At 62.1% G+C, this 22,183-nt stretch carries 19 protein-coding genes; 8 read left to right on the top strand and 11 right to left on the bottom strand.

Annotation, left to right across the window (positions count from 1 at the left end; genetic code table 11):
• Positions 1-69 precede the first annotated feature (69 nt).
• On the top strand, positions 70-1,029 hold the full coding sequence (locus P2W41_RS17275; protein WP_404933881.1) for a small ribosomal subunit Rsm22 family protein: 960 nt from the start codon (positions 70-72) through the stop codon (positions 1,027-1,029).
• 15 nt (positions 1,030-1,044) lie between these two features.
• On the opposite strand, the gene mutS is transcribed toward P2W41_RS17275, so the two are convergent.
• Positions 1,045-3,693: a DNA mismatch repair protein MutS gene (gene mutS / locus P2W41_RS17280; RefSeq protein WP_404935013.1), complete on the bottom strand. Its 2,649-nt coding sequence runs from the start codon at positions 3,691-3,693 to the stop codon at positions 1,045-1,047.
• A gap of 226 nt (positions 3,694-3,919) precedes the next feature.
• On the opposite strand from mutS, the gene P2W41_RS17285 reads away from it, so the two are divergent.
• On the top strand, positions 3,920-6,205 hold the full coding sequence (locus P2W41_RS17285) for an NADP-dependent malic enzyme (RefSeq protein WP_404933882.1): 2,286 nt from the start codon (positions 3,920-3,922) through the stop codon (positions 6,203-6,205).
• Positions 6,206-6,362: 157 nt separating this feature from the next.
• Here the strand turns inward: P2W41_RS17285 and P2W41_RS17290 are convergent, their stop codons facing one another.
• The 10 genes from P2W41_RS17290 to sppA form a co-directional block, all read right to left on the bottom strand.
• Positions 6,363-7,643 carry a hypothetical protein gene (locus P2W41_RS17290; RefSeq protein ID WP_404933883.1) on the bottom strand — a complete coding sequence of 427 codons (1,281 nt, stop codon included), beginning with the start codon at positions 7,641-7,643 and terminating at the stop codon, positions 6,363-6,365.
• 208 nt (positions 7,644-7,851) lie between these two features.
• Positions 7,852-8,727 carry a GNAT family N-acetyltransferase gene (locus tag P2W41_RS17295; protein WP_404933884.1) on the bottom strand — a complete coding sequence of 292 codons (876 nt, stop codon included), beginning with the start codon at positions 8,725-8,727 and terminating at the stop codon, positions 7,852-7,854.
• 425 nt (positions 8,728-9,152) lie between these two features.
• A complete protein-coding gene (locus tag P2W41_RS17300; protein WP_404933885.1) occupies positions 9,153-11,447 on the bottom strand; it encodes an ATP-binding protein in 2,295 nt (764 codons plus the stop codon).
• Positions 11,448-11,514: 67 nt separating this feature from the next.
• On the bottom strand, positions 11,515-12,510 hold the full coding sequence (locus P2W41_RS17305; RefSeq protein ID WP_404933886.1) for an MDR family oxidoreductase: 996 nt from the start codon (positions 12,508-12,510) through the stop codon (positions 11,515-11,517).
• Positions 12,511-12,573: 63 nt separating this feature from the next.
• Positions 12,574-13,071 (bottom strand): signal peptidase II, encoded by a 498-nt coding sequence (lspA, locus tag P2W41_RS17310; protein ID WP_404933887.1) that lies wholly within the window; start codon positions 13,069-13,071, stop codon positions 12,574-12,576.
• Positions 13,068-13,928 (bottom strand): RNA methyltransferase, encoded by an 861-nt coding sequence (locus tag P2W41_RS17315; RefSeq protein ID WP_292898783.1) that lies wholly within the window; start codon positions 13,926-13,928, stop codon positions 13,068-13,070. Before P2W41_RS17315 ends, lspA begins: the two co-directional genes overlap by 4 nt.
• Entirely contained in the window at positions 13,925-14,953 is a 1,029-nt protein-coding gene (locus P2W41_RS17320) for a class I SAM-dependent methyltransferase (RefSeq protein WP_404933888.1), read from the bottom strand. Before P2W41_RS17320 ends, P2W41_RS17315 begins: the two co-directional genes overlap by 4 nt.
• A gap of 99 nt (positions 14,954-15,052) precedes the next feature.
• Positions 15,053-15,379 carry a LapA family protein gene (locus P2W41_RS17325; protein ID WP_404933889.1) on the bottom strand — a complete coding sequence of 109 codons (327 nt, stop codon included), beginning with the start codon at positions 15,377-15,379 and terminating at the stop codon, positions 15,053-15,055.
• A 66-nt stretch (positions 15,380-15,445) separates the two neighbouring features.
• Positions 15,446-15,736, bottom strand: a complete 291-nt coding sequence (locus P2W41_RS17330) for an integration host factor subunit beta (RefSeq protein WP_007008125.1) — start codon at positions 15,734-15,736, stop codon at positions 15,446-15,448.
• A gap of 75 nt (positions 15,737-15,811) precedes the next feature.
• Positions 15,812-16,774 (bottom strand): signal peptide peptidase SppA, encoded by a 963-nt coding sequence (gene sppA, locus P2W41_RS17335; RefSeq protein WP_404933890.1) that lies wholly within the window; start codon positions 16,772-16,774, stop codon positions 15,812-15,814.
• A gap of 363 nt (positions 16,775-17,137) precedes the next feature.
• Here sppA and lptC point away from each other — a divergent pair, with 363 nt between their 5' ends.
• From lptC to ptsN, 6 genes are all read left to right on the top strand, one after another.
• The gene (gene lptC / locus P2W41_RS17340; RefSeq protein WP_292898774.1) at positions 17,138-17,842 is read left to right on the top strand and encodes an LPS export ABC transporter periplasmic protein LptC; all 705 of its coding nucleotides are present in this window, start codon (positions 17,138-17,140) and stop codon (positions 17,840-17,842) included.
• A 44-nt stretch (positions 17,843-17,886) separates the two neighbouring features.
• Positions 17,887-18,444, top strand: coding sequence for an LptA/OstA family protein (locus P2W41_RS17345; RefSeq protein ID WP_404933891.1), 558 nt, complete (start codon positions 17,887-17,889; stop codon positions 18,442-18,444).
• 75 nt (positions 18,445-18,519) lie between these two features.
• On the top strand, positions 18,520-19,254 hold the full coding sequence (gene lptB, locus P2W41_RS17350; protein WP_292900002.1) for an LPS export ABC transporter ATP-binding protein: 735 nt from the start codon (positions 18,520-18,522) through the stop codon (positions 19,252-19,254).
• Positions 19,255-19,350: 96 nt separating this feature from the next.
• Positions 19,351-20,844: an RNA polymerase factor sigma-54 gene (gene rpoN, locus P2W41_RS17355; RefSeq protein WP_404933892.1), complete on the top strand. Its 1,494-nt coding sequence runs from the start codon at positions 19,351-19,353 to the stop codon at positions 20,842-20,844.
• 223 nt (positions 20,845-21,067) lie between these two features.
• Entirely contained in the window at positions 21,068-21,643 is a 576-nt protein-coding gene (gene hpf / locus P2W41_RS17360; RefSeq protein WP_292898768.1) for a ribosome hibernation-promoting factor, HPF/YfiA family, read from the top strand.
• A gap of 70 nt (positions 21,644-21,713) precedes the next feature.
• A complete protein-coding gene (gene ptsN, locus P2W41_RS17365; RefSeq protein ID WP_007008118.1) occupies positions 21,714-22,178 on the top strand; it encodes a PTS IIA-like nitrogen regulatory protein PtsN in 465 nt (154 codons plus the stop codon).
• Positions 22,179-22,183: the final 5 nt, after the last annotated feature.

A 22,183-nucleotide genomic window follows, 5' to 3' on the forward strand; every position in this document is an offset into this window, starting at 1 on the left:
TGCGGTTGCGGGTTTTACCGCCTGCCGCTATGTCGCACCCGTTTCGCACACCAACCACCCGGGTTTCAAATGGAGCTTCCCGCCCCGCTGCGCCAGGCAGTCGATGCATTTCTGGAAGGCACCCCGCTTTCCGATATACAGGACGCCGCCCGGCGCCTGTCGCAGCGCTATCGCGCCGAAACCCGCGATGGTAGCCTGCATGTGGGGGACACGCTGGCGGCAAAAGCCTATCTGGCAACCCGTCTGCCCGCCACTTATGCCGCGGTGCGCCAGTGCGTTTCCGAGACGGCGGCCCGGCGTCGGGATCTTGCGCCATCGCGCATGCTCGACGTCGGCGCGGGCCCCGGCACAGCGCTTTGGGCGGCACATGCAGAGTGGCCACATCTTGGTGTGGCGACGCTTGTTGAAACAAGCGCTGCCATGCGCGAGGCGGGCGCAAGGCTTGCTGAAGCTCTTCCCGTGAACACCAGGTGGCTTGCGGCAAGCATCGAAGGCGGTCTCACCGATATCGCGCCGGCCGACCTCGTGACGCTCTGTTATGTTCTGGATGAGCTTGCCCCGGCGGTGCGCGAAGCGCTGATCGACCGCCTCTGGTCCCTGACCACCGACACGCTGGTGATCGTGGAGCCAGGCACCCCTGCCGGATGGCAGCGCATTCTTGCCGCACGCGTCCGACTTACCGCTCTCGGCGCTTACATTCTGGCCCCCTGCCCGCATCACGCGCCCTGCCCGGTGGGGGACCCCGACTGGTGTCATTTTTCGCGCCGCGTCGCCCGCTCGCGCCTGCACCGCACAGCCAAGGGCGGCGAGGTGCCGTGGGAGGATGAAAAATTCTGCTTTCTGGCGGTGTCTCGCCACGCACCCGACGACCGACCCGACCGAGTGCTCGCCCCGCCAAAGAAGGCCAGCGGCATGGTGCGCCTGAAACTGTGCACCAGCAGCGGCGCTCTGGAGGAACGCCTTGTCACCCGCCGCGAAGGCCCCTCCTTCAGGGCCGCCCGCAAAGCCGACTGGGGCGACGCGCTTTAGGGGGAGGCAAGCAGCCTATTTCTCCGCCGCAATCTGCTTCAGCCGGTAAAGCGCCTCCAGCGCCTCGCGCGGGGTCAGGTCGTCGGGGTTGATCGCCTGCAGCTCATCGCCAAGCCGGTCAGGTGCCTTCGATGCCTTGGCTTCCTGTTTTGCCGCCACCGAGAAGAGCGGCAGATCATCGATCAGCTTCGAGGCATTGCCGGAGGTTTCGCCCTCTTCAAGCTGCTGGAGCACCTCGCGGGCGCGTTCGACCACCGCATGGGGCAGGCCAGCAAGCCTCGCCACCTGTACGCCGTAGGAGCGGTCGGCCGCGCCGCGTCCCACCTCGTGCAGGAACACCACGTCACCCTCGAATTCCTTCACCCGCATGGTGACATTGGAGAGCCTTCCGAGCTTTTCGGAAAGCGCGGTCATCTCGTGGAAATGGGTGGCGAAGAGCGCCCGGCAGCGGTTTTGTTCGTGCAGATACTCGACCGCTGCCCAGGCAATGGAAAGACCGTCAAACGTCGCCGTTCCCCGGCCAATCTCATCGAGGATCACCAGCGCGCGCGGCCCCGCCTGATTGAGGATCGCCGCGGTCTCCACCATTTCGACCATGAAGGTTGAGCGGCCACGCGCCAGATCATCGGACGCACCGACGCGGCTGAAGAGACGGTCCACCACGCCGATGCGGGCAATAGACGCGGGCACGAAGGAGCCCATCTGCGCCATCACCGCGATCAGCGCGTTCTGGCGCAGAAAAGTCGATTTACCGCCCATGTTCGGGCCTGTCAGAAGCCAGATCGCGCCCGCCTGCTCTTCACCTGTCGGCGAGAGGTCGCAGTCATTGGCAACGAACGGTTCGGCCAATTGCCTGCGCAACGCCTGCTCGACCACCGGATGCCGTCCACCCTCAATGTGGAAGTCGAGACTGTCGTCCACCTGCGGGCGGCAATAGTTTTCCGCTTCCGCAAGCTCGGCAAGTGCGGCCGAAACATCGAGCACCGCCAGCGCATCGGCGGCAGCACGGATGCGGTCGGCGGCGGACACTGCTTCCGACAGCAGCTGGTCGAACACGCCAAGCTCGATCTGCAGGGCGCGGTCGGCGGCGTTGGCGATTTTCGTTTCAAGCTCGGCCAGTTCCGTCGTGGTGAAGCGCATGGCGTTGGCCATGGTCTGGCGGTGGATGAAGCGGGCCTTGGCCTCATCCGTTCCCGTCATCACGCCGGCATTGTTGGCCGTGACCTCAATGTAGTAGCCGAGCACATTGTTGTGCCGGATCTTGAGCGACTTGACGCCCGTCTCCTCGGCAAGCTGCCGCTCCATCTCGGCGATCACCCGGCGCGACTGGTCGCGAAGCGCGCGCATCTCGTCGAGCTCGTCATTGTAGCCGGCGCGGATGAACCCGCCGTCGCGCTTTAAAAGCGGAAGCTCATCAGAAAGCGCGCGCGCAAGATGGGCGGCAAAATCCATGGGAAGACCGGCTATTCCGGAAAGCGCTCCGGCGATCTCCGCCGGCGCGTCCTTACCCATAAGCAGCTCCGCCACGCCATGCGCTGCCTCGAAACCGGAGGCGAGCGCGCCGAGATCGCGCGGGCCACCACGGTTGAGCGCCAGACGCGAAAGCGCGCGGGCAATGTCCGGTACGCCCTTCAGAAGCCGGCGCATATCCTCGCGCAGGCCCGGCTCGGACAGGAAGAAGGACACCGCATCGAGCCGCCTGCCAATCGCCTCCGGATCGGTGAGCGGTGACATGAGCCGCTCGAACAAAAGCCGGCTGCCCGCCCCCGTCACCGTGCGGTCGATGGCTTTGGCAAGGCTGCCCTCGCGGCTGCCGGACAAGGTGCGGCCAAGCTCCAGATTGGCGCGGGTCGCCGGGTCGATGAACAGGCTCGCGCCCTCGTCATCACGTTCCGGGCGGCCAAGCGGCGGACGCTCTGCCTTCTGGGTCTTCTCCACATAGGCGACCGCGCCGGAAATGGCCGAAAGCTCGGCGCGGGAATAGCGGCCAAAGCCTTCCAGCGTCGCCACGCCATAAAAGCGCGTCAGGCGCATTTCGGCGGAGGCGGAATCGAACAGGTTCGCCGGCTGTGGATTGGCCACCCGTCCCAGAACATCGAAGGCAGGCCGGAAGGCCTCGTCATAATAGACGGCCTCCGGCACGATCAGCTCGCGCGGGTCGATGCGCAGTACATCGGCCAAAAGCCGGTCGGGCCGCGTGGGTGCGACCCGAAACGCGCCGGTGGAAATGTCGATCCAGGCGAGCGCAAGGCTCTCATCCCCTCCCTTCACCCGGCCAAGGGCCATCAGATAGTTGGCCTCGGAGGGGTCGAGCAGCTTTTCCTCGGTGATGGTGCCCGGCGTGACCAGCCGGATCACATCGCGCCGCACCACGGATTTGGAGCCGCGTTTCTTGGCTTCCGCCGGGTCTTCCATCTGCTCGCAAACGGCCACGCGGTGGCCAAGCCCGATCAGCTTCTGCAGATAATCGTCGGCCGCGTGCACCGGCACGCCGCACATGGGGATGTCGTCGCCCTGGTGCTTGCCGCGCCTGGTGAGCGTGATGCCCAGCGCCCGGCTGGCAATCTCCGCATCTTCGAAAAACAGCTCGTAGAAATCGCCCATGCGATAGAACAGGAGCGAATCGGGATTGGCCGTCTTGATCTCGATATATTGCGCCATCATGGGCGTTGCCCCGGCGGCTGCCTGCATTGCCTTTTGGCGCATGGGCGTTTCGTCGTTCAAGGAGGGCTCCCCCAGCCTTTGCATTGGCTTTGTACTGGCTTCAAATCAACAGCTTCAATCTGCTTGGCCATTTACTGGGCAAAAGTGTAGCCTTATGCACCCGTCACTGGCAAAACTCCACAGAAAGCATAAGCCAGAGCCCGTCTCCCGGAGGAAACAAGCCGACATGCCCAACGATAAAAAGTCCGAACGTCAGGGACCGTCCGTCAGCCCGCAGGAAGCGCTGGACTTCCACTCATCCGGCAGGCCCGGCAAGCTGGAAATCACCCCCACCAAGCCGATGGCAACGCAGCGCGATCTTTCGCTCGCCTACTCGCCGGGCGTGGCGGTTCCCGTTCAGGCCATCGCCGAAGATCCGAGCCGCGCCTTCGACTACACGACGCGCGGCAACATGGTGGCCGTCATCTCCAACGGTACGGCGATCCTCGGCCTTGGTAATCTCGGCGCGCTTGCCTCCAAGCCGGTGATGGAGGGCAAGTCCGTGCTCTTCAAGCGCTTTGCCGATGTCGATTCCATCGATCTCGAGGTCGACACGGAAGACGCCGACGCCTTCGTCAACTGCGTCAAGCTGCTCGGCCCCTCCTTCGGCGGCATCAATCTGGAAGACATCAAGGCGCCCGAATGCTTCATCATCGAAAGCCGGCTGCGCGAGCTGATGGACATTCCCGTCTTTCATGACGACCAGCACGGCACGGCCATCATCGCGCTCGCCGGCCTCATCAACGCGCTGCACCTCACCGACCGCGACATCAAGACGACGAAGCTCGTCTGCAATGGCGCGGGGGCTGCCGGCATTGCCTGTATCGAACTTGCCAAATCGCTTGGCCTTGCGCCGGAAAACGTCTTCCTCTGCGACACGAAGGGCGTGGTCTACAAGGGCCGCGAGGAAGGCATGAACCAGTGGAAATCCGCCCATGCCGTCGAGACCGACAAGCGCACGCTTGCCGAGGCGCTGGAAGGGGCGGATGTGTTTTTCGGCCTTTCGGCCAAGGGCGCGCTGACGCCGGCCATGGTGCAGTCCATGGCGAAAAACCCGATCATCTTCGCCATGGCCAATCCCGACCCGGAGATCACGCCGGAGGAAGTGGCCGAAATCCGCACCGACGCCATCATGGCGACGGGTCGCTCGGACTATCCCAACCAGGTGAACAACGTCCTCGGCTTCCCCTACATCTTCCGTGGTGCGCTCGATGTGCGCGCGACCACCATCAACGACGCGATGAAGGTGGCCGCCGCCGAGGCGCTGGCCGAGCTTGCCCGCAAGGACGTGCCGGACGATGTGGCCGCCGCCTATCAGGGCAACCGCCCCAAATACGGCCCCAACTACATTATCCCCGTGCCGTTCGACCCGCGCCTCATCTCGGCCGTGCCGGTGGCTGTTGCTAAGGCGGCGATGGATTCGGGCGTTGCCCGCCGCCCCATCCTCGACATGCAGAAATACGAAAACGAGCTTTCGGCCCGCCGCGACCCGCTCGCCTCGACGCTCCAGCGCATCTACGACCGGGTGCGCCGCCAGCCCAAGCGCGTGGTCTTCGCCGAGGGCGAGGAAGAGCAGGTGATGCGCGCTGCCGCCTCCTATGTGAACCAGAAGCTCGGCACCGCCATCCTGCTTGGCCGGGAGGAGCAGATCCGCGAGACGGCGCGACAGGCGGGCGTCGATCTTTCCAAATCAGGCATCGAGATCATCAATGCGCGGCTTTCGCGCCGCAACAGCATCTATGCCGACTATCTCTATGAGCGCCTGCAGCGGAAGGGCTATCTCTTCCGCGATGCGCAGCGCCTGATCAACAACGACCGCAACCATTTCGCCGCCACCATGGTGGCCCTGGGCGATGCGGATGCGATGGTGAGCGGCGTGACGCGCAACTATTCCACCGTGCTCGACGATGTGCGCCGCGTGATCGACGCGCGCCCCGGCCACCGGGTGATCGGCGTCACGCTGGCGCTGTGTCGCGGGCGCACCGTGCTGGTGGCCGATACGGCGGTGCACGACATGCCCAATTCCGAGGAGCTGGCCGACATTGCCGAGGAGGCCGCCGGACAGGCCCGCCGCATGGGCTATGAGCCGCGCGTGGCGATGCTCGCCTACTCCACCTTCGGCCACCCGCCGGGCGAACGCTCCGAGCGCGTGCAGGAGGCGGTGAAGATCCTCGACAAGCGCCGGGTCGATTTCGAATATGATGGCGAGATGGCCGCCGATGTGGCGCTGAACCCGGGCCTGATGCAGCAATATCCCTTCTGCCGCCTGTCGGGCCCGGCCAACGTGCTGGTCATGCCCGCCTTCCACTCCGCCTCCATCTCCACCAAGATGCTGCAGGAACTGGGCGGCTCAACCGTCATCGGCCCGCTTCTGGTGGGGCTGAACAAGTCTGTTCAGGTGGTTTCGCTGAACGCGAAGGATTCCGATATCGTGAACATGGCGGCGATTGCGGCTTATAATGCGGCGGTTTGATTGGGGGGATGAAGAAGGGGCTTTGTCGCACTGCCGCATCTCATCCTAAGACGGCTTAGGATGAGACCGGAGATTCAGTCGGCAGTTGCCCCCTCTTCTTCCTCAGCTATCCGACCGCCCTCACCGCAGATTCCATCTTCCGTGGCAGAGACTTCTCTTATCCTCGGTGCAGAAGGTTGCCATGCCTTGATGCGTTGGCCCGCGCGTTCGTAGAACTCCGGAACCAGTTTTCTATATCGACTATAAAGTTCTTCCTCTGCCCAAACCGCCCCGCTAGGTTACGAACGAGACAAACTTCCAAAGTATGCAATTGAGCATTCGTCCTATCCTGAGAAATTATATCCGGATTTTCACGCAAAGTCGCTAAAGCGTGCTGAGTATAAACTCCTGGACCGGTCCAGTGCAGACGAACGAATAAGTCCTCAGGCGCTTTATTATTCAGCTGACGCAACAGCCAGTTCAACCTTGCCGTAGATTTGACCTTGTCAGCTGGAGCGCGCACCTTCATTGAAGCTGTAACTGTTTTCGTTTTCAGGTCGACGCAGAAATCCAAGGCTCCAGCAGCATCTCTTATATCCCAAGAAGTGAGTATGACGCTGTTCTTACTCAATTCCTCAAGATCTGATTTGAGCCGCGCTTGGCTATCATTCCGGTGGACACGTGGAAGACGTGTAGCGACTTGAACCCCGATCTTTCGTGACAGTATCAATGAGAGATCTCGCGCTTCTTGATACCAAGCATCGATGACCTCTTTGGCAAGTGGCGAGCGATGTGAAATCGCACTTCCATTTGCGACCGACTGCACCAATTCAGTCCAAGCGGCCGGCATACTGTCGAAGCCTTTCACACCAGCGCTATCATGCGTTAGAAAACGAGCCAGTTCTACGAGAACACCTTCCTGGTCCTCATCTGCGACCTCGTCGTTCTGAAGCAAGAGATCAACCTGTGTGAGAATGTGCATCCAAGACCAGTGATAGAGTGCCACCTTAGACACGGCGCGCCTTGAGACTGGCACTGGATGCTCGTTAGGAGCAGGAGTAAATTGATTTGAAATTGTGATGACAGCATCAACATCATTGGCGCGAGCTAACTCCAGATATCGCTCCAGCTGATTTGGGTTGAGCTCCGCATTTCCGACCTTTGCTTCGACCAAGGCCTTCCATTCACGACGTCCGACTTTGAGAACGATCAACCCATCCGGCCTATCGCCTTTGGTCTTCTCATCCTTCTTGAAACACACTTCAGTGTAGCAAATGACCCGAGCCCGCGAACCCGCGCGCTGCCCGACGGTGGAGAGCATCGCGCGCCCGAACTCTTGGATATGCGCCAAACATGCCAGCACAACCGAAGTCGTCCTTCCTTCTTTAGAAGTATCTGAAAGAACGGGGAATAATCGTGCCTTCTCGCCCTTTGTGAGATATTCTGGAATGGAATTCATAAATTCTCCCCCTAGGTCACCCATCGCAATACTGCTGTGAGGGGGTAAAAATCGCAAGCGCCTTAGCGAAACGCGCTTCTTGATATTTTAAGGGGCAGCCCAAGAATGCGAAGACTGCCTCAACGCTCGGCAAGGCAGCCTTTGCAAAAGTAAAGCGCGAATAATAGTTCTCAAAATATTATTATCCGGCAAAAAGCCAATCCGAAACTCAAGCCGCGAAACGCTGCGCTTCTGCCCCGTAGTAATTGATATACCGGTCCGAGATCGCCTCCACCGGCAGCACGACGAACACATCCGTGGTGCCGAAATCATGGTCGATCACGCAGCCATCGCCGAAGCGTGCGCCGAGGCGCAGATAGCCTTTGACGAGGGGCGGCATGGCGGCGAGCGCCGAACGGGTCTGGATCGCTTCCTTCGGCATCAGGTCGAGCGGGGCATAGCGGCTGGCGACGGCGCGCACATGCCACTCGGCCTCCACCTGGCAGAAATGCCCGAGGAAGGAGAGCGCTTCCGCATGGGCCGCCGGCACGACGCCGGGGAAGGAGGCGCAGCCCATCATCACGTCGATGCGCTTCTTGCGGCAATAGGCCCAGATGCCCTGCCACAAGAGCTCGATCGTGCGCTTGGTGCGGTAGGGCGGCAGAACGCAGGAGCGGCCAAGCTCCAGAAAGCGGCGGCCCTGATGGCGGGCCATCAGCGTCTCGATGGCGAATTCGTCTGCGGAATAGAATTTTCCGGCCCGGCGCGCGCCCTCCGGCGTCAAAAGCCGGTAGGTGCCGACAATGCGGTCCACATCCTCGCCCGGAAGCGCGGTGTCGAACACCAGAAGATGGTCGCACACGGCATCGAACGCATCCGCGTCACGGTCGGCATTCAGCGCGCCGAGCGGCGCCTTTGCGCCCATCTCGTCATAAAAAACCCGGTAGCGAATGCTCTGGGCCGCGGCAATCTCCTCCTCGCTGCGCGCAAGGCGCACTTCCAGCGAGCCGATGCGGCCCAGAAGAGCCTCCTCGGCAGCGCTTACGAGCGGCGGCCTTGCGGCCTGGTCATCGAGAGGCGTCCGGTTCAGCGTGATGCCCTGCATTGCTGATTCTCCTCCGCTTGGCGTTGACGCTCAGATAGTGATCGCTTGCGACAGAACTATGACACTACCGTCACACGAAGGTAAGCGGCAAGCGGGAGTGGGGGCGCGGGCACCGCCCCTGCTCCACCGGCAGCGCCTTCTGCAAAACCAGGCCCTGCTCTCAATGGGTCCCGCGTCAGGCCCGGGTAGACGCGGTGCTTGGAGGGCGAAGGACCACACAGCCCTCATCCTGAGCGTGTCGAAGGGCGAGGGCGGCATGGAGTGCAGCGGCGGTGGCGAGGGTCGTGCATGCCTTCAGCCGCGCCCTTCGCCCTTCGACAGGCTCAGGAAGCGCAGGATGAGGGTGAAGGCACAGAGAAGCGGCATTCGCAACCCGCCCAATCGAACCGCTCATTCCGCACCTGGGTCTGTCCCCCACCCTGTTTTCAGGCCGTGACCTGCAGCTCCAGCGCGGCCAGAAGTTCGTCCGGGTCGAGCGGCTTGGTGACAAAGCCATTGGCGCCATGGGCAAGCACGCCGCTGCGCGTCTCCTCCTGCCCGTCGGCGGTGAGAACGAGGATGGGCAGAGGTGCCAGCCCTGTTTCCTCCTCGTGCCGGCGGATGGCGTTGATGGCGTCGAGCCCGTCCATCACCGGCATGTGCAGGTCCATCAGCACCGCATCGAAGCGTGTGCCCGGCGCGCTCACCGCCTCCACCGCCTCGCGCCCGTTGGAAACGAGCGTGACCCGATGCCCCGCGCGAGACAGTGTGGCGCGCGCCAGCATGGCGTTGATCTCGTTGTCCTCGGCCACGAGGATGTTGAGCCCGCCCGCGCGCCGGCCCATGGTCCCGGCGTCATGTGTGCGATCATGCTTTTCCGCAGCCGGCCAGGTGGCCTCGCCCTTGCTGCCCAAAAGCTGGCGCAGCAGCGTCCTGCCACGCACGGGCCGCGCGAGAAACGCGCCATATCCGCTGGCGCGAAACGCGGGAAGCCGCCCGCGCTCGGAAGGCGTGATCAGCGTCAGCGCGCGGTCTCCGCCCACGCCGAGCTTGTGCAGACGGGTGATCAGCGCGCCCTCGTCGCTTTCAAGCGAGGCGTCGACCAGCACCGTGTTGAACGGCCGGCCGCTCTCCTCGGCGAGCCTTGCCGCATCCTCCGCAGTGGCGGCGATCGCCGCGCGCCCGCCATGGACACGCACGGTCATGGCGATGGTCTCGGCCTCCTGTGCGAAGGGCGAAAGAATGACGGCGTTGACCTCTTCGAGCACCGGCTCGACACGACCCGCCTCTTCCGCCTCCGCGTCCAGCGGCAGGAGCACGGCAAATTCCGAGCCCTCGCCCGGCGTGCTCGCCACGCTGATCGAGCCATTCATCGCGTCGACAATGCGCTTGGTGATGGCGAGGCCGAGCCCCGCGCCGCCATGGCGGCGGGTGGAGCTGCCGTCCACCTGTTCGAAATCCTTGAAAATGCGACTGATATCGTCCTTCTCGAGCCCGGGCCCGGAATCGGAAACGGCAATGCGAAGCGCCGGCGCGCCATTCTTCTCCGCCCGCGAGACCGCGACCGTCACCCCGCCCTCATCGGTGAATTTGAGCGCATTGCCGAGCAGGTTGATCAGCACCTGGCGCAGGCGCCCCGGGTCCGCCGTGATGGTTTCGGGCACATCCGGCGCGATGTAGCAGCCAAGGCCGATGTTCTTTGCAAAGGCGCGGGCAGCCAGAAGCTCGACCACGTTTTCCACGAGCTCGTTCACCGGGAGCGCCTGCGGCTCCAGCTCCAGCCGCCCCGCCTCGATCTTGGAATAGTCGAGCAGGTCCTCGATCAGCGCCACAAGCGCGCTCGCCGAAGTGGATACCGCGCCCACATAGGTGCGCTGCTCGGGCGTCAGTTCCGTGTCGGCCAGAAGCGTCGCCATGCCCATAATGCCGTTCATCGGGGTGCGGATTTCATGGCTCACAGTGGCGAGGAAGCTCGATTTCGCGCGGCTTGCCTGTTCGGCGCGTTCGCGCGCGTTGATCAGCGCCGTCTCGGCCCGCTTGCGGGCGGTGATGTCGCGCGCAATGGCGCGGTGCGACACCGAATCCGCGCTGTCGTCGCGCACCGAGTGCTCGATCCATGAATACCAGCGCACCCCGCCACGCGTGTGGATCGCCACATCGGTGGAGCTCAGGCATTCGCCATCGGTGAAAGCCGCATCGGGCACGAGGCCGATGTCGATGCCGAGCTGGCTCAGCGTGCGGCCCACCAGGGTGGAAGGGTCGCGGCCCAGAAGATCGGCGAACACGCGGTTCACATAGACGATGCGGCCGCTGCGGTCGCGGTGGACGATCAGGTCTCCCAGCGCGTCCACCAGCCCGTGAAAGCGCTCCTCGCTTTCGCGCAGCTCCCACATGCGGTCGGCCAGTTCTTCGAGCTCGCCGCGATTGACCGTCTCGGATTCTGCAAGCGCAGTCGCCATGCGCCGGTCCGCCCTGGAGGCGCGCAAGGCGATGGCCAGCGCAAGAGCGCCCAGCCCCAGAAGCGCCATGCTGACCAGCGGTGAAGCGCCTGTCAGATGGCTGAGCCCGGCAATCAGGATGATCGCGAGACCGATTGCCACCTCGCCATGATGTGTCGGCACGGGAAGCCGCACCGGCGCGAGCGCCGGTGGCCTGATGCGGATCCTCTTGCGCGGCTGCCGCTCTGGAGAAAGCGTCCTTGCCGGCTTCTGGTCGCTTTTGTTTTTCCCCGCAACTGTCATGGCGAAGACAATAGGCGGCGGGAATTACGGAAGCTTTTGGCTGGTCGTTTGAATTTTAGCGATAGCCTTAACCGGGCATCTCCACCACCACGCGCCCGCGCACCCTGCCTTCGATGATGTCCGTTGCCGCCGAAATCACGTCGCTGAACGGCACGACGCTTGCGATCGCGCCAAGTTTTTTGTGGTCGAGTTCTTTGGCAATGCGCTGCCAGGCCTCCATGCGCAGTTCCTTCGGCGCCATGACGGAATCAACGCCCAGCAGCGAGACGCCGCGCAGGATGAACGGCGCGACACTGGCCGGCAGGTCCATGCCCTGCGCCAGCCCGCAGGCGGCCACCGCCCCACCATAGGAGGTCATGGAAAGCACATTGGCGAGCGTGTGGCTGCCCACCGCGTCCACGCCGCCGGCCCAGCGCTCCTTGCCGAGCGGACGGGCGGGACCGGAAAGCTCCTCCCGGTCGATAATCTCCGCCGCGCCCAGCTCCTTCAGGTAATCGGCTTCGGATGCGCGTCCGGTGGAGGCGATCACGTGATGCCCCTGCCCGGCCAGAAGCGCGATTGCGACAGAGCCGACACCGCCGGCCGCCCCCGTCACCACCACCGGCCCGCGTTCCGGCGTGATGCCGTGACGTTCCAGCGCCATCACGCACAGCATGGCCGTATAGCCGGCGGTGCCCACGGCCATGGCGTCCTTCGCGCTCATTCCGTCGGGCAGCGGCACCAGCCAGTCACCATTCACCCGCGCGCGCCCGGCATAGGCGCCATAATGCGTCTCACCCACGCCCCAGCCGTTGAGAATGACCTTATCGCCCTCTTTCCAGCCGTCATGGGTGGATTTCACAACCGTGCCGGCGAAATCGATGCCCGGCACGAGGGGAAAGCGTCGCACCACGGGCGCCTTTCCGGTGATGGCGAGCCCGTCCTTGTAGTTGACGGTGGTCGCCTCCACGGCAACGGTAACGTCGCCCTCCATCAGATCGTCTTCGGAAAGCTCCGTCCATTCGACCGACTGCTTCTTGTCCTCGTCGCGCGAAATCAGAACCGCTTGAAACGTGTCCGCCATCACTCACTCCGGCTGGTTACGGTCATCGATGATGGCAGACTTTGCGGCGCAGCGGGCGCGAGGTCAATCCGCGTGCGTCTGGCCGCCCGAGCGGCCGCGCCACCAGTCAAGAAACTCGTCGAGGATGACAAGTCCCGCACCAATGGTGATGAACACATCGGCCAGATTGAAGATCGCAAACGACCAGACCGGCGTGTGGAAATAGATGTAGTCGGTAACGAAACCGCTGGTCAGCCGGTCGATGAGATTGCCGAATGCCCCACCCAGAATGAGCGCGAAGCCGAACCGCGCCCATTTTTGCGCGGCCCCCGTGCGCAGTGCGAGATACCCGATGAACAGGATCACACCTGCCATCACAAGGCTGAGCGCAAGATCGCTCATCCCGGAAAACATGGAGAAGGCTATGCCGGTATTGCGTGAATGCAGAAGTGAGAGGAACGGCAGAAGCCCGATCCGCTCATGCAGCGGCATCATGGTCTCGACCAGCTCTTTCACCACCTGATCTGCGACCGTGAGGAGCACGATCAGCAGCGCGTAAAACCCGATGGCGCGCGCGCTCATGCGTCGGCCCTTTCTTCAAGCGGCAGCGCCTCGCGCCGGATTTCATAGAGCATCACGCCCGTTGCTACGGCGAGATTGAGCGAATCCGCCCGCCCCGCCTGCGGGATGCGCACGAGCGTGTCGCAGCTTTCGGCAAGCCGGTCCGGCAGGCCCTGCTGCTCATTGCCCATCAGGAGCAGGACCGGCCCCTTCTTGTAATCGACGGTGCGAAAATCGACCGAGCCTTTCAGATGCGTGCCCACAACCCGGCCGGAAAACCCCTTCCGCCAGGCGAGAAACGCCTCTTCGCTCGAGCGCACGATGGGCACGGCGAATATGGAGCCCATCGTCGCCCGCACCGTCTCGAAGGAAAACGGGTCGGTGCAGTCGCCCACGAGGATGACACCCTTTGCGCCCACGGCGTCCACGGTGCGCAGAACCGTGCCGAGATTGCCGGGATCGCGCACCCGGTCGAGCGCCACCCAGACGTCGCCATCGGCGGGCTTTACGGTTTCAAGCTTAACCGTCTTCTGCTCGAAGACGCCGACAACCATCTGCGGATTGTCGCGCTTGGTGATGGTCGAGAGCACCTTTTCGCTGACGATGAGAACAAGACCGCCGGATGCCACGGTGCGCGCGGCCAGCCGCTCCACCGCCTCATTGCCGCGCCCCGCTTTGGCATAGAGCAGCGTGCGGATCGTCCAGCCGGCATCGAAAGCGTCGATCACCAGCTTCTGTCCCTCGGCGATGAAGGCGTGTTCGCGGTCGCGATACTTCTTCTGCGCCAGCGCGCGTATATCCTTGATGATCGGATTGGTCAGGCTGGTGACTTCCTTCACCTGACCCGGCCTGCGCCGCTCATTGTCATGTCCGCTCATGATGCTACCCAGCGCGAAAACAGCGAGGTGGACAGGGCGCGGCCTGCCGATTTCTCGCGAATGATCAGTTCACCCGATTCCACTCGGCCACCATCGCCGGCAAATGTGTCGCGCATCAGGGCATGTATGGCGAAGAAGGAGGCGCGGATCGAGTAGGCCGTCAGCACCACCGCCAGCGGCCTGGGTGTCAGGATCGAGCGGCAGAGATCGGCCAGATAGGGCAGATCCTCGAACAGCTGCCACACCTCGCCCTTGGGCCCGCGCCCATAAGCGGGCGGGTCGAACAGAACGATGTCATAGGCATTGCCGCGCCGCGCCTCGCGCTCGGCAAATTTTACCGCATCTTCGCAGATCCAGCGGATCGGCCTGTCGCCGAGGCCGGCCATTTCCTGGTTCTCGCGCGCCCAGCCGATCGCCTTTTTCGACGCATCCACATGGGTCACTTCCGCGCCGGCCCGGGCTGCAACCAGCGAGGCCAACCCCGTATAGCCAAAGAGGTTCAGCACCTTCACCGGGCGGCGCGCCTCGCGCACCAGCGCTTCCATGTGCGACCAGTGTGTCGCCTGCTCGGGAAAGACGCCCACATGACGAAACGAGGTGAAACGTCCGAGATAGTCGATCCCGTCATGGCGCATTGGCCATGTCTCGCCGAGTGGCTCCCTGGGAAAACGCCAGCGACCCATGCCTTCTTCGTCGGTATCGCCGGTAAAGATGGCATCCGCCCTGTTCCATTCCGCCGGGCCAAGCGCAGGTTGCCAGATCGCCTGCCCCTCCGGCCGCACGATGCGATAGGGGCCGTATTGCTCAAGCTTCTGCCCGCCGCCGGAATCGAGCAGCGCATAGTCTTCATTGGGCAGCACTTCGAGAATGACGGGCAGCCGCTCACCCGGCAGGGCACCGCTGCGCCGCTGGGGCGCCGGACGAGCGCTTGTCGCCGGTTGCCGCTGCGGCTTCTCGCCCGGCGCTGAGTGCTTCCTGGGGCTGCGCCGGTCTTCGTTCCGGCGTTTGGGGCGCGCTGGCTTCAATCGGGTCTCCGACACTGGGCAATCATGCCCGCGCTTCTGCCATAGCAGCGCAGGACAGGCAACAAAGCCTCCGCCGGGTTCATCTCAATTAAACTGGGTTCACGAAGCGGAGTGTTTGATCTGCGGCGCATTACTCGCGACTGCAGGCGTCGCCTTGCGCAGCTTGTCGACCTCTTTCCTGCGCTCACGCGCATCGCGGCGATAGCGCCCCTGACGGAACCAGGTGGCAAGGCTGCCAATCACCATGCCCAGCACCGCTGAGGCAAAGAGGTAGGTAAAAAGCGGCCAGTGAACAGTGAGAGCAGGATTGCCGGGATTGAACGGGTCGATGGTGAAAGGCACCAGCGCGCGGTTGGCAACCGCCAGCGCAATGATGATTACCGCCAACGGCACGAGAACGAGTACGAGAATGATGCGGTTGGCCATTTCAACCCACTGTTACATTGTAGACGCTTCGGGGTAGACGCTTCGGGTAGACGTTTCAGGAAAGACCTAACGGTCTTTCTCCGCGTTCAGTCGCTCGCGCAGTTCCTTCCCGGTTTTGAAGAATGGAACCCACTTTTCCTCGACTTCGACGGATTCGCCAGTGCGAGGATTGCGACCGGTACGAGCCGGTCGGTTCTTCACGGAAAATGCGCCGAAACCTCGCAACTCCACGCGGTTTCCTTCCGCGAGCGCATCGGAGATCTCCTCGAAGATCGCGTTGACGATGTTTTCCACGTCACGCAGATAGAGATGCGGGTTGCGATTGGCAATCGTCTGCACGAGCTCTGATTTGATCATGGATTCTTTTCCGCCGCTGAGTTGCCCTGTTTATCGCCCTGTGTCTGTGACACAAAGATGATTTTGTTTGCTTTTTTAGTCAGTCAACCTTTTCATTTCAGGTTGCCAGACCGACAGGAGACCGTCAAGGAAGATGCGGTCGGCACCAAGCTCACGCAGGATGTCGGCACCGCCTTCGGGCACTCCGAGAAAGCGGGAAGCGATCTGGGGCAGCAGGAGACTGCCAGCCGTTTCGCGCTTCTTCCATTCGACAACGTCGAGATCGTCGCTGAGCCCCTTTGAAACCAGCCACTCTTTTGCTTCACGTTCGCCGCCAAGCCCATCGACCAGTTTATTCTCAAGCGCCTGACGCCCGGTGAATACCGAACCGTCGGCAAGTTTCAAGACTTCGTCCCGCGACAGGGGTCGGCGCTCTGTGACCAGGCCCACGAACCAGTCGTAACTGTCGAGAATCATCGCGCGGATCATGGCGCGCGCCTCGTCGCTTGTCGGTTTGAAAGGTGATGGCTCTGCCTTCAGAGGCGATGACTTGATCTCTTCCAGCTTTACACCCAGCTTGTCCATCAGACCGCTCACATCCGGGTATTGGAAGAGGACGCCGATGGAACCCACGATGGAGGATTGCCGCGCGACGATATGATCGGTGGCGCTGGCGATCATATAACCGGCCGAAGCTGCCAGCGTACCCACCTGCGCCGCCACAGGCTTCTCGCTGGCCAGCCGCCGAACCTCCTCGTAGATCGCCTCGCCCCCGGCCGTGGTGCCGCCAGGTGAGTCGATAGTCAGGATTACGCCTTTCACTGATGGGGCTTCGCGGATGCGCTGGAGCCTGTCCAGCAGTTCGTCATCTTCGAAGATCGTTCCGGAAATCTTGACCTGCGCGATATGGTTCGCAGAAACATCCACCGCGCTTCCCATGATCTGACGCGTTGCGAACGCGATCGCCAGCACGATGACGGCAAAGGCCACAACCCGCCAGAATGTAAGCTTGCGCCGCAGTCGCCGCCGGTCGATCAGTTCATCCGCTCGAGTGGACATGACATCCTCGCTTTCACCCGGTTTCGGTCCAAACCAAGCGCCTTTTAGTGCAAAGGCCAATCTGGAGCCACCGCCTTTGTACAAGATTTTGCGTCGAGTACACGTCATGGGCGAGACAGGCGCAAAAATTGCGCCTAAATCATTGTCGTTAATCCAAAAATAGCCATATTGGGATTGAATGGAGTATGAAGGGGCGAGTTTGGAACTCGGGGTTTTGTGGCTGCGCTGTTTCGGTCGGAAGCCGGGTTGGGTTGTATCGCCTCATGGATCGTGCGTTCCTCATCGGATCGTCATCGGTAGTATCCGGGAGGGCTCAGACCTAATCGGCTGATTGGTCTGCTGTAGCGCACACGGAAAAATAGAATGAGTGAATCAGTCAACAGCAGCGCCAAAGCGGCGAAGAGCGGGCGCGGGCAGGCAATCCGTAGCAGCGAGCGCGGTGCGGAAGCCTTCGAGCAGGCATCACGGCATTCGCAGCGTGTGCGACTTCTCAAACGCGTTCTTCCGGCAGCGGCTCTTGTGATCACCGTTGTGTTCGTCGGATATTCCTACGTCTTTTCCGGGACGCGCGGTGCGATAGATCTGGCAAGCGCATCGATCGAGGGCGGATCACTGGTCATGTCCAGCCCCGAATTGAACGGCTTCACCAATGACGACCGCCCCTACAAGATGACAGCCGAGCGCGCACGCCAGAAGCTGGGCGGTGAGGATGTCATCGAGCTTGAGGGCATTCGCGCCCATGTGCCGGTTGATGCCGACAATTTCGCCACCATCCAGGCGAGTGACGGCATCTATGATCGGAGCAATAATCGTCTGGACATCACCAGCAAGATTTCGCTACGCACCACTTCAGGTATTGTTGCCACGCTGGACTCTGCGGAAATCGATATCGAAAACAGCAGCCTCGCCTCTTCGAAGCCGGTGGAAATCGAGCTTGAAGGAACGAAGATTGCAGCCGATTCCTTCGCAGCGGAAGACGGTGGCAAAGTGTTTGTATTCGATAAACGCGTTCGCGTTACAATCGACCCGTCGCGGCTTCGCGAAACAGCGGCAGCAGCGGGAAATTGAACCACGGTCACCGGCGCGATGACCAGGCAATGGAGAGGAACACAATGCGCATCGGAAGCTTTTCCAGGCTCGCCTCTGGCGTGCTTCTTCTGGCGGGAGTGTCCTCTGCCGCTCTTGCGCAGGATTCCCAGAGTCGCCTGACCGGCCTCCAGCTTTCCGGTGACAAACCCATTCAGATCGAGAGTGAGCGCCTTGAAGTGCGCGAGAGCGAGAATGTTGCGGTGTTCTCCGGAAACGTGTCCGTCGTGCAGGGGCCGACCCTGCTCAAGGCGGGGCGCATGAAGGTGTATTACCTGAAAGATGGCGGCTCTGCTGCAACCGGAAGCGCGAATATCGACCGACTTGAGGTGGACGGCAATGTCTACGTGAAGTCGGAGAAGCAGGTCGCCACCGGCGACAGCGCCACTTTCGACATGGCGACCGAGGTGCTCGTGCTCTCGGGCAAGGAGGTTGTGCTTTCGGAGGGCGAGAACGTCATCGTCGGTTGCCGCCTCACAGTGCAGATGAAGAGCGGTCAGGCAAAGCTTGATGGCTGCAAGGGCGGTGGTTCTGGCGGCCGTGTGAAAATGCTGCTCACCCCTGGCTCCCAGAACAGGCAGTAACCCACATTGATTTCCAAGTTGCGTAAGAAGCGGCCGGCAAAAGAGCCCGCGGCGGAGAATCCGGCCAGGGGCAAGCTGCCCAACTACAAGGGCACGCTCATCGCTCGTGGCCTGACCAAGGCGTACAAGGGCCGCCAGGTCGTCAGCGGAGTTTCCATCGGCGTGCGCGCCGGCGAGGCCGTAGGCCTGCTCGGCCCCAATGGCGCAGGCAAGACCACGTGCTTCTATATGGTTACGGGCCTTGTTCCAGTGGACCAGGGCACAATCCATATCGACGGGCACGACGTTACGGGAATGCCCATGTATCGCCGCGCGCGGCTGGGCATCGGCTACCTGCCTCAGGAAGCCTCGATCTTTCGCGGCCTGACGGTGGAACAGAATATCCGCGCGATCCTGGAAGTTGTCGAACCCAGCCGCAAGGAACGCGACAAGAACCTCGACGCGCTGCTTGATGAGTTCAACATCAGCCATCTTCGCAAGTCGCCATCGGTCGCGCTTTCCGGCGGCGAGCGGCGGAGGCTGGAAATCGCCCGCGCGCTCGCCAGCCGTCCCAACTTCATGCTGCTCGACGAGCCGTTCGCCGGCATCGACCCCATCGCCGTGACCGACATCCAACAGCTCGTGCGCCATCTTACCGCCCGTGGCATCGGCGTCCTGATCACCGACCACAACGTGCGCGAGACGCTCGGACTGATCGACCGGGCCTATATTATTCATGCCGGCCAGGTGCTTACCCACGGACGTCCCAACGACATTGTCGGCAATGCCGATGTACGCCGTCTTTACCTCGGCGAAGGCTTCACCCTTTAACCATTCCCCTCTTTCAACTTGACAAGCAAAAGTCGGGCCAATTGAATCCGGCTTTCTCCCGGCTCTCCCAGCCGGGCTCAATCGGGGCTGGTTTTTATGGTGCTTGCGCCAAAACTCCATCTGCGTCAGACGCAATCGCTCGTCATGACGCCGCAACTGCTGCAGTCGATCAAGCTGCTGCAGATGACACATCTGGAGCTTGAACGCTTCCTCGATTCCGAGATCGAGCGGAATCCGTTGCTGGAGCGCGGCGAAGCCAATTCGGAAGAACGCACCGAAACCTGGCAGAACGAGCCGGAACTGCGCGAAAACACAGCCGAATCCATTTCGGACAAGCTGGACTCCTCACTGGAAAACCTGTTTCCGGATGATCCAGGTACAAAGGAGCGCATCGGCTCCGATCTCTCAGCGCAATGGAAATCGGCGAGTGGCAACGGGCTCCAAAGCAGCAGCGGCACCGCTTTCGACCTGGAGAGCACAACAGCCGCCGCCCCAACCCTGCGCGACCACGTAAATGGCCAGATCGCGCTGGCCTTCACTGACCCCGCGCAATTGCTCATCGCCCATGAACTCGCCGATGGCCTGGATGAGGCAGGCTATCTCGCCCTTGACATCGAAGAACTCACCCAGCGTATCGGCGCCGCAGCTGAAACCGTCCAGGCAACGCTTTCTACCTGCCAGACATTCGACCCGCCGGGCCTCTTCGCGCGTGATCTGGCGGAGTGTCTCGCACTGCAATTGATCGCTCAGGATCGATACGATCCCGCCATGAAGGCGATGGTGGACAATCTCGAGCTTCTGGCAAAGCGCGATTTTCGCACACTCGGGCGCCTGTGCGGCGTGGATGCAGAGGATCTGGCGGACATGCTTTCGGAAATCCGGGCGCTTGACCCCAAGCCCGGCATGGCGTTCTCGGGCGGCACCGCAGACCCGGTCGTGCCTGACATCGTCGTCAGGGCGGCAAGCGATGGAAGCTGGACGGTAGAGCTCAATCCTGAAACCCTGCCACGGGTTCTCGTCAACGAGCCATACTACGCGAAGGTTTCCCGTCACGCCCGCGAAGGCGAACGCCAGTTTCTCAACGAATGCCTGCAGAGCGCCAACTGGCTCGCCCGCAGCCTCGACCAGCGGGCAAAGACCATCATGAAAGTCGCCTCCGAGATTGTACGCCAACAGGATGCCTTTCTGCTCCACGGTGTCAGCCATCTGCGCCCACTCAACCTGCGCACCGTCGCGGAAGCGATCGGGATGCATGAATCGACCGTAAGCCGCGTGACCGTAAACAAGTACATGATGACCCCCCGCGGCACATTCGAGTTGAGATATTTCTTCACATCGGCACTCGGCTCCGCATCCGGCGGTGACGCGCACTCGTCGGAATCGGTCCGCGATCGCATTCGCTCGCTTATTGATGCCGAGGCGCCCTCCGCAGTGCTTTCTGACGACGCCCTTGTGGATATGCTGCGCGAAGAAGGCATCGACATTGCCCGCCGTACCGTTGCCAAGTACCGGGAAGCGCTCAATATTCCGTCGTCGGTGCAGCGCCGCCGCGAGAAGAAGATGCTGGCGGCTGCAGGCACGCGCGCCTGATTGCGCCTGCGGTTGAATTGACAAGGGCGACGGAAGCCACTAGAAGCCCGCCCGCATGGACTACCAGGCCTTGAGAGCCTCCGACTTTTGTCCGCAGTGCCAGCAACCGAAGAAGGGATACGCGGCCGACTTACATCACAATCCGCCGCGGCACCTTGTACATGCAAGCCACACGTATAAACTCGATTCGTTCGGTGTCTGATCAGGAAAGGTCTGTTTTCAGATGAGCTTACGTATTTCCGGAAAGCATATGGACATCGGCGAGGCGTTTCGCTCGCGTATCGAGGAGCGGATCGGCGAAGCCGTCGACAAGTATTTCGATGGTGGGTTTGCCGGTCGCGTAACGGTTGAAAAGTCGGGTTCTCGTTTTGCCGCCGATTGTATGATCCATCTCGACACAGGCATGGTGTTGCAGGGCACTGGCCAGGCGCAGGAGCCGCAATCCGCTTTCGATGCTGCCGCCGAGCGTATCGAAAAGCGTTTGCGCCGCTACAAGCGCCGGCTGAAGTCCCACAACAACGGCCAGACTGTCGATCCGATGGACATTGCGTATCGCGTCATGGCGCCGGTGGCCGAAGATGAAGAAGAGGTCCCGGAAGATTACGCGCCCACCGTGGTCGCCGAATCGAAGATGGCTCTGCAGACCATGTCTGTCGCCTCCGCCGTCATCGAGCTCGACACCAAGGACAATCCTGTCTTCGTGTTCCGCAATGCCGGAAACAACGAAGTGAACATTGTCTACCGCCGCGCCGATGGAAACATCGGCTGGATCGACCCATCGGCAGTGGCAAGCGCATAGGTTCCGTGCCAGCCTCAGCGCCGGTCATGCAGCATGACCGGCGAACAGACAAAGCAGAGGATGCATAGACATGGATCTGAGCGATCTGATCGACCAGAAGGCCGTGATCCCCGCCCTGAAGGCCAATTCGAAGAAGCAGCTCCTGCAGCTTCTGGCCGAAAAGGCCGCCGCAGTGACCGGCCTGCCGGAACGCGAAGTTTTCGATACCATTTTGCAAAGAGAGCGCCTGGGTTCCACCGGCGTTGGCAATGGCGTCGCCATTCCGCACGGCAAACTGCCCGGCATCGACCGCATCACCGGCGTGTTCGCGCGCCTGGAAACCCCTGTCGACTTCGAGGCCATCGACGACCAGCCCGTCGACCTCGTTTTCCTTCTTCTTGCGCCCGAAGGAGCCGGAGCCGATCATCTCAAGGCGCTATCGCGTATCGCGCGCGTTCTGCGCGATGCCGACAATACGGCCAAGATACGCGGCACCAAGGACGCGGCTGCCATTCACAGCTTCCTGTCGCAGACGCCCGCCTCCAACGCCGCCTGAACACT

Origin of the sequence: Nitratireductor sp. L15S-10 (genome assembly GCF_045011005.1) — a bacterium.
Taxonomy (GTDB): Bacteria; Pseudomonadota; Alphaproteobacteria; order Rhizobiales; family Rhizobiaceae; genus Nitratireductor.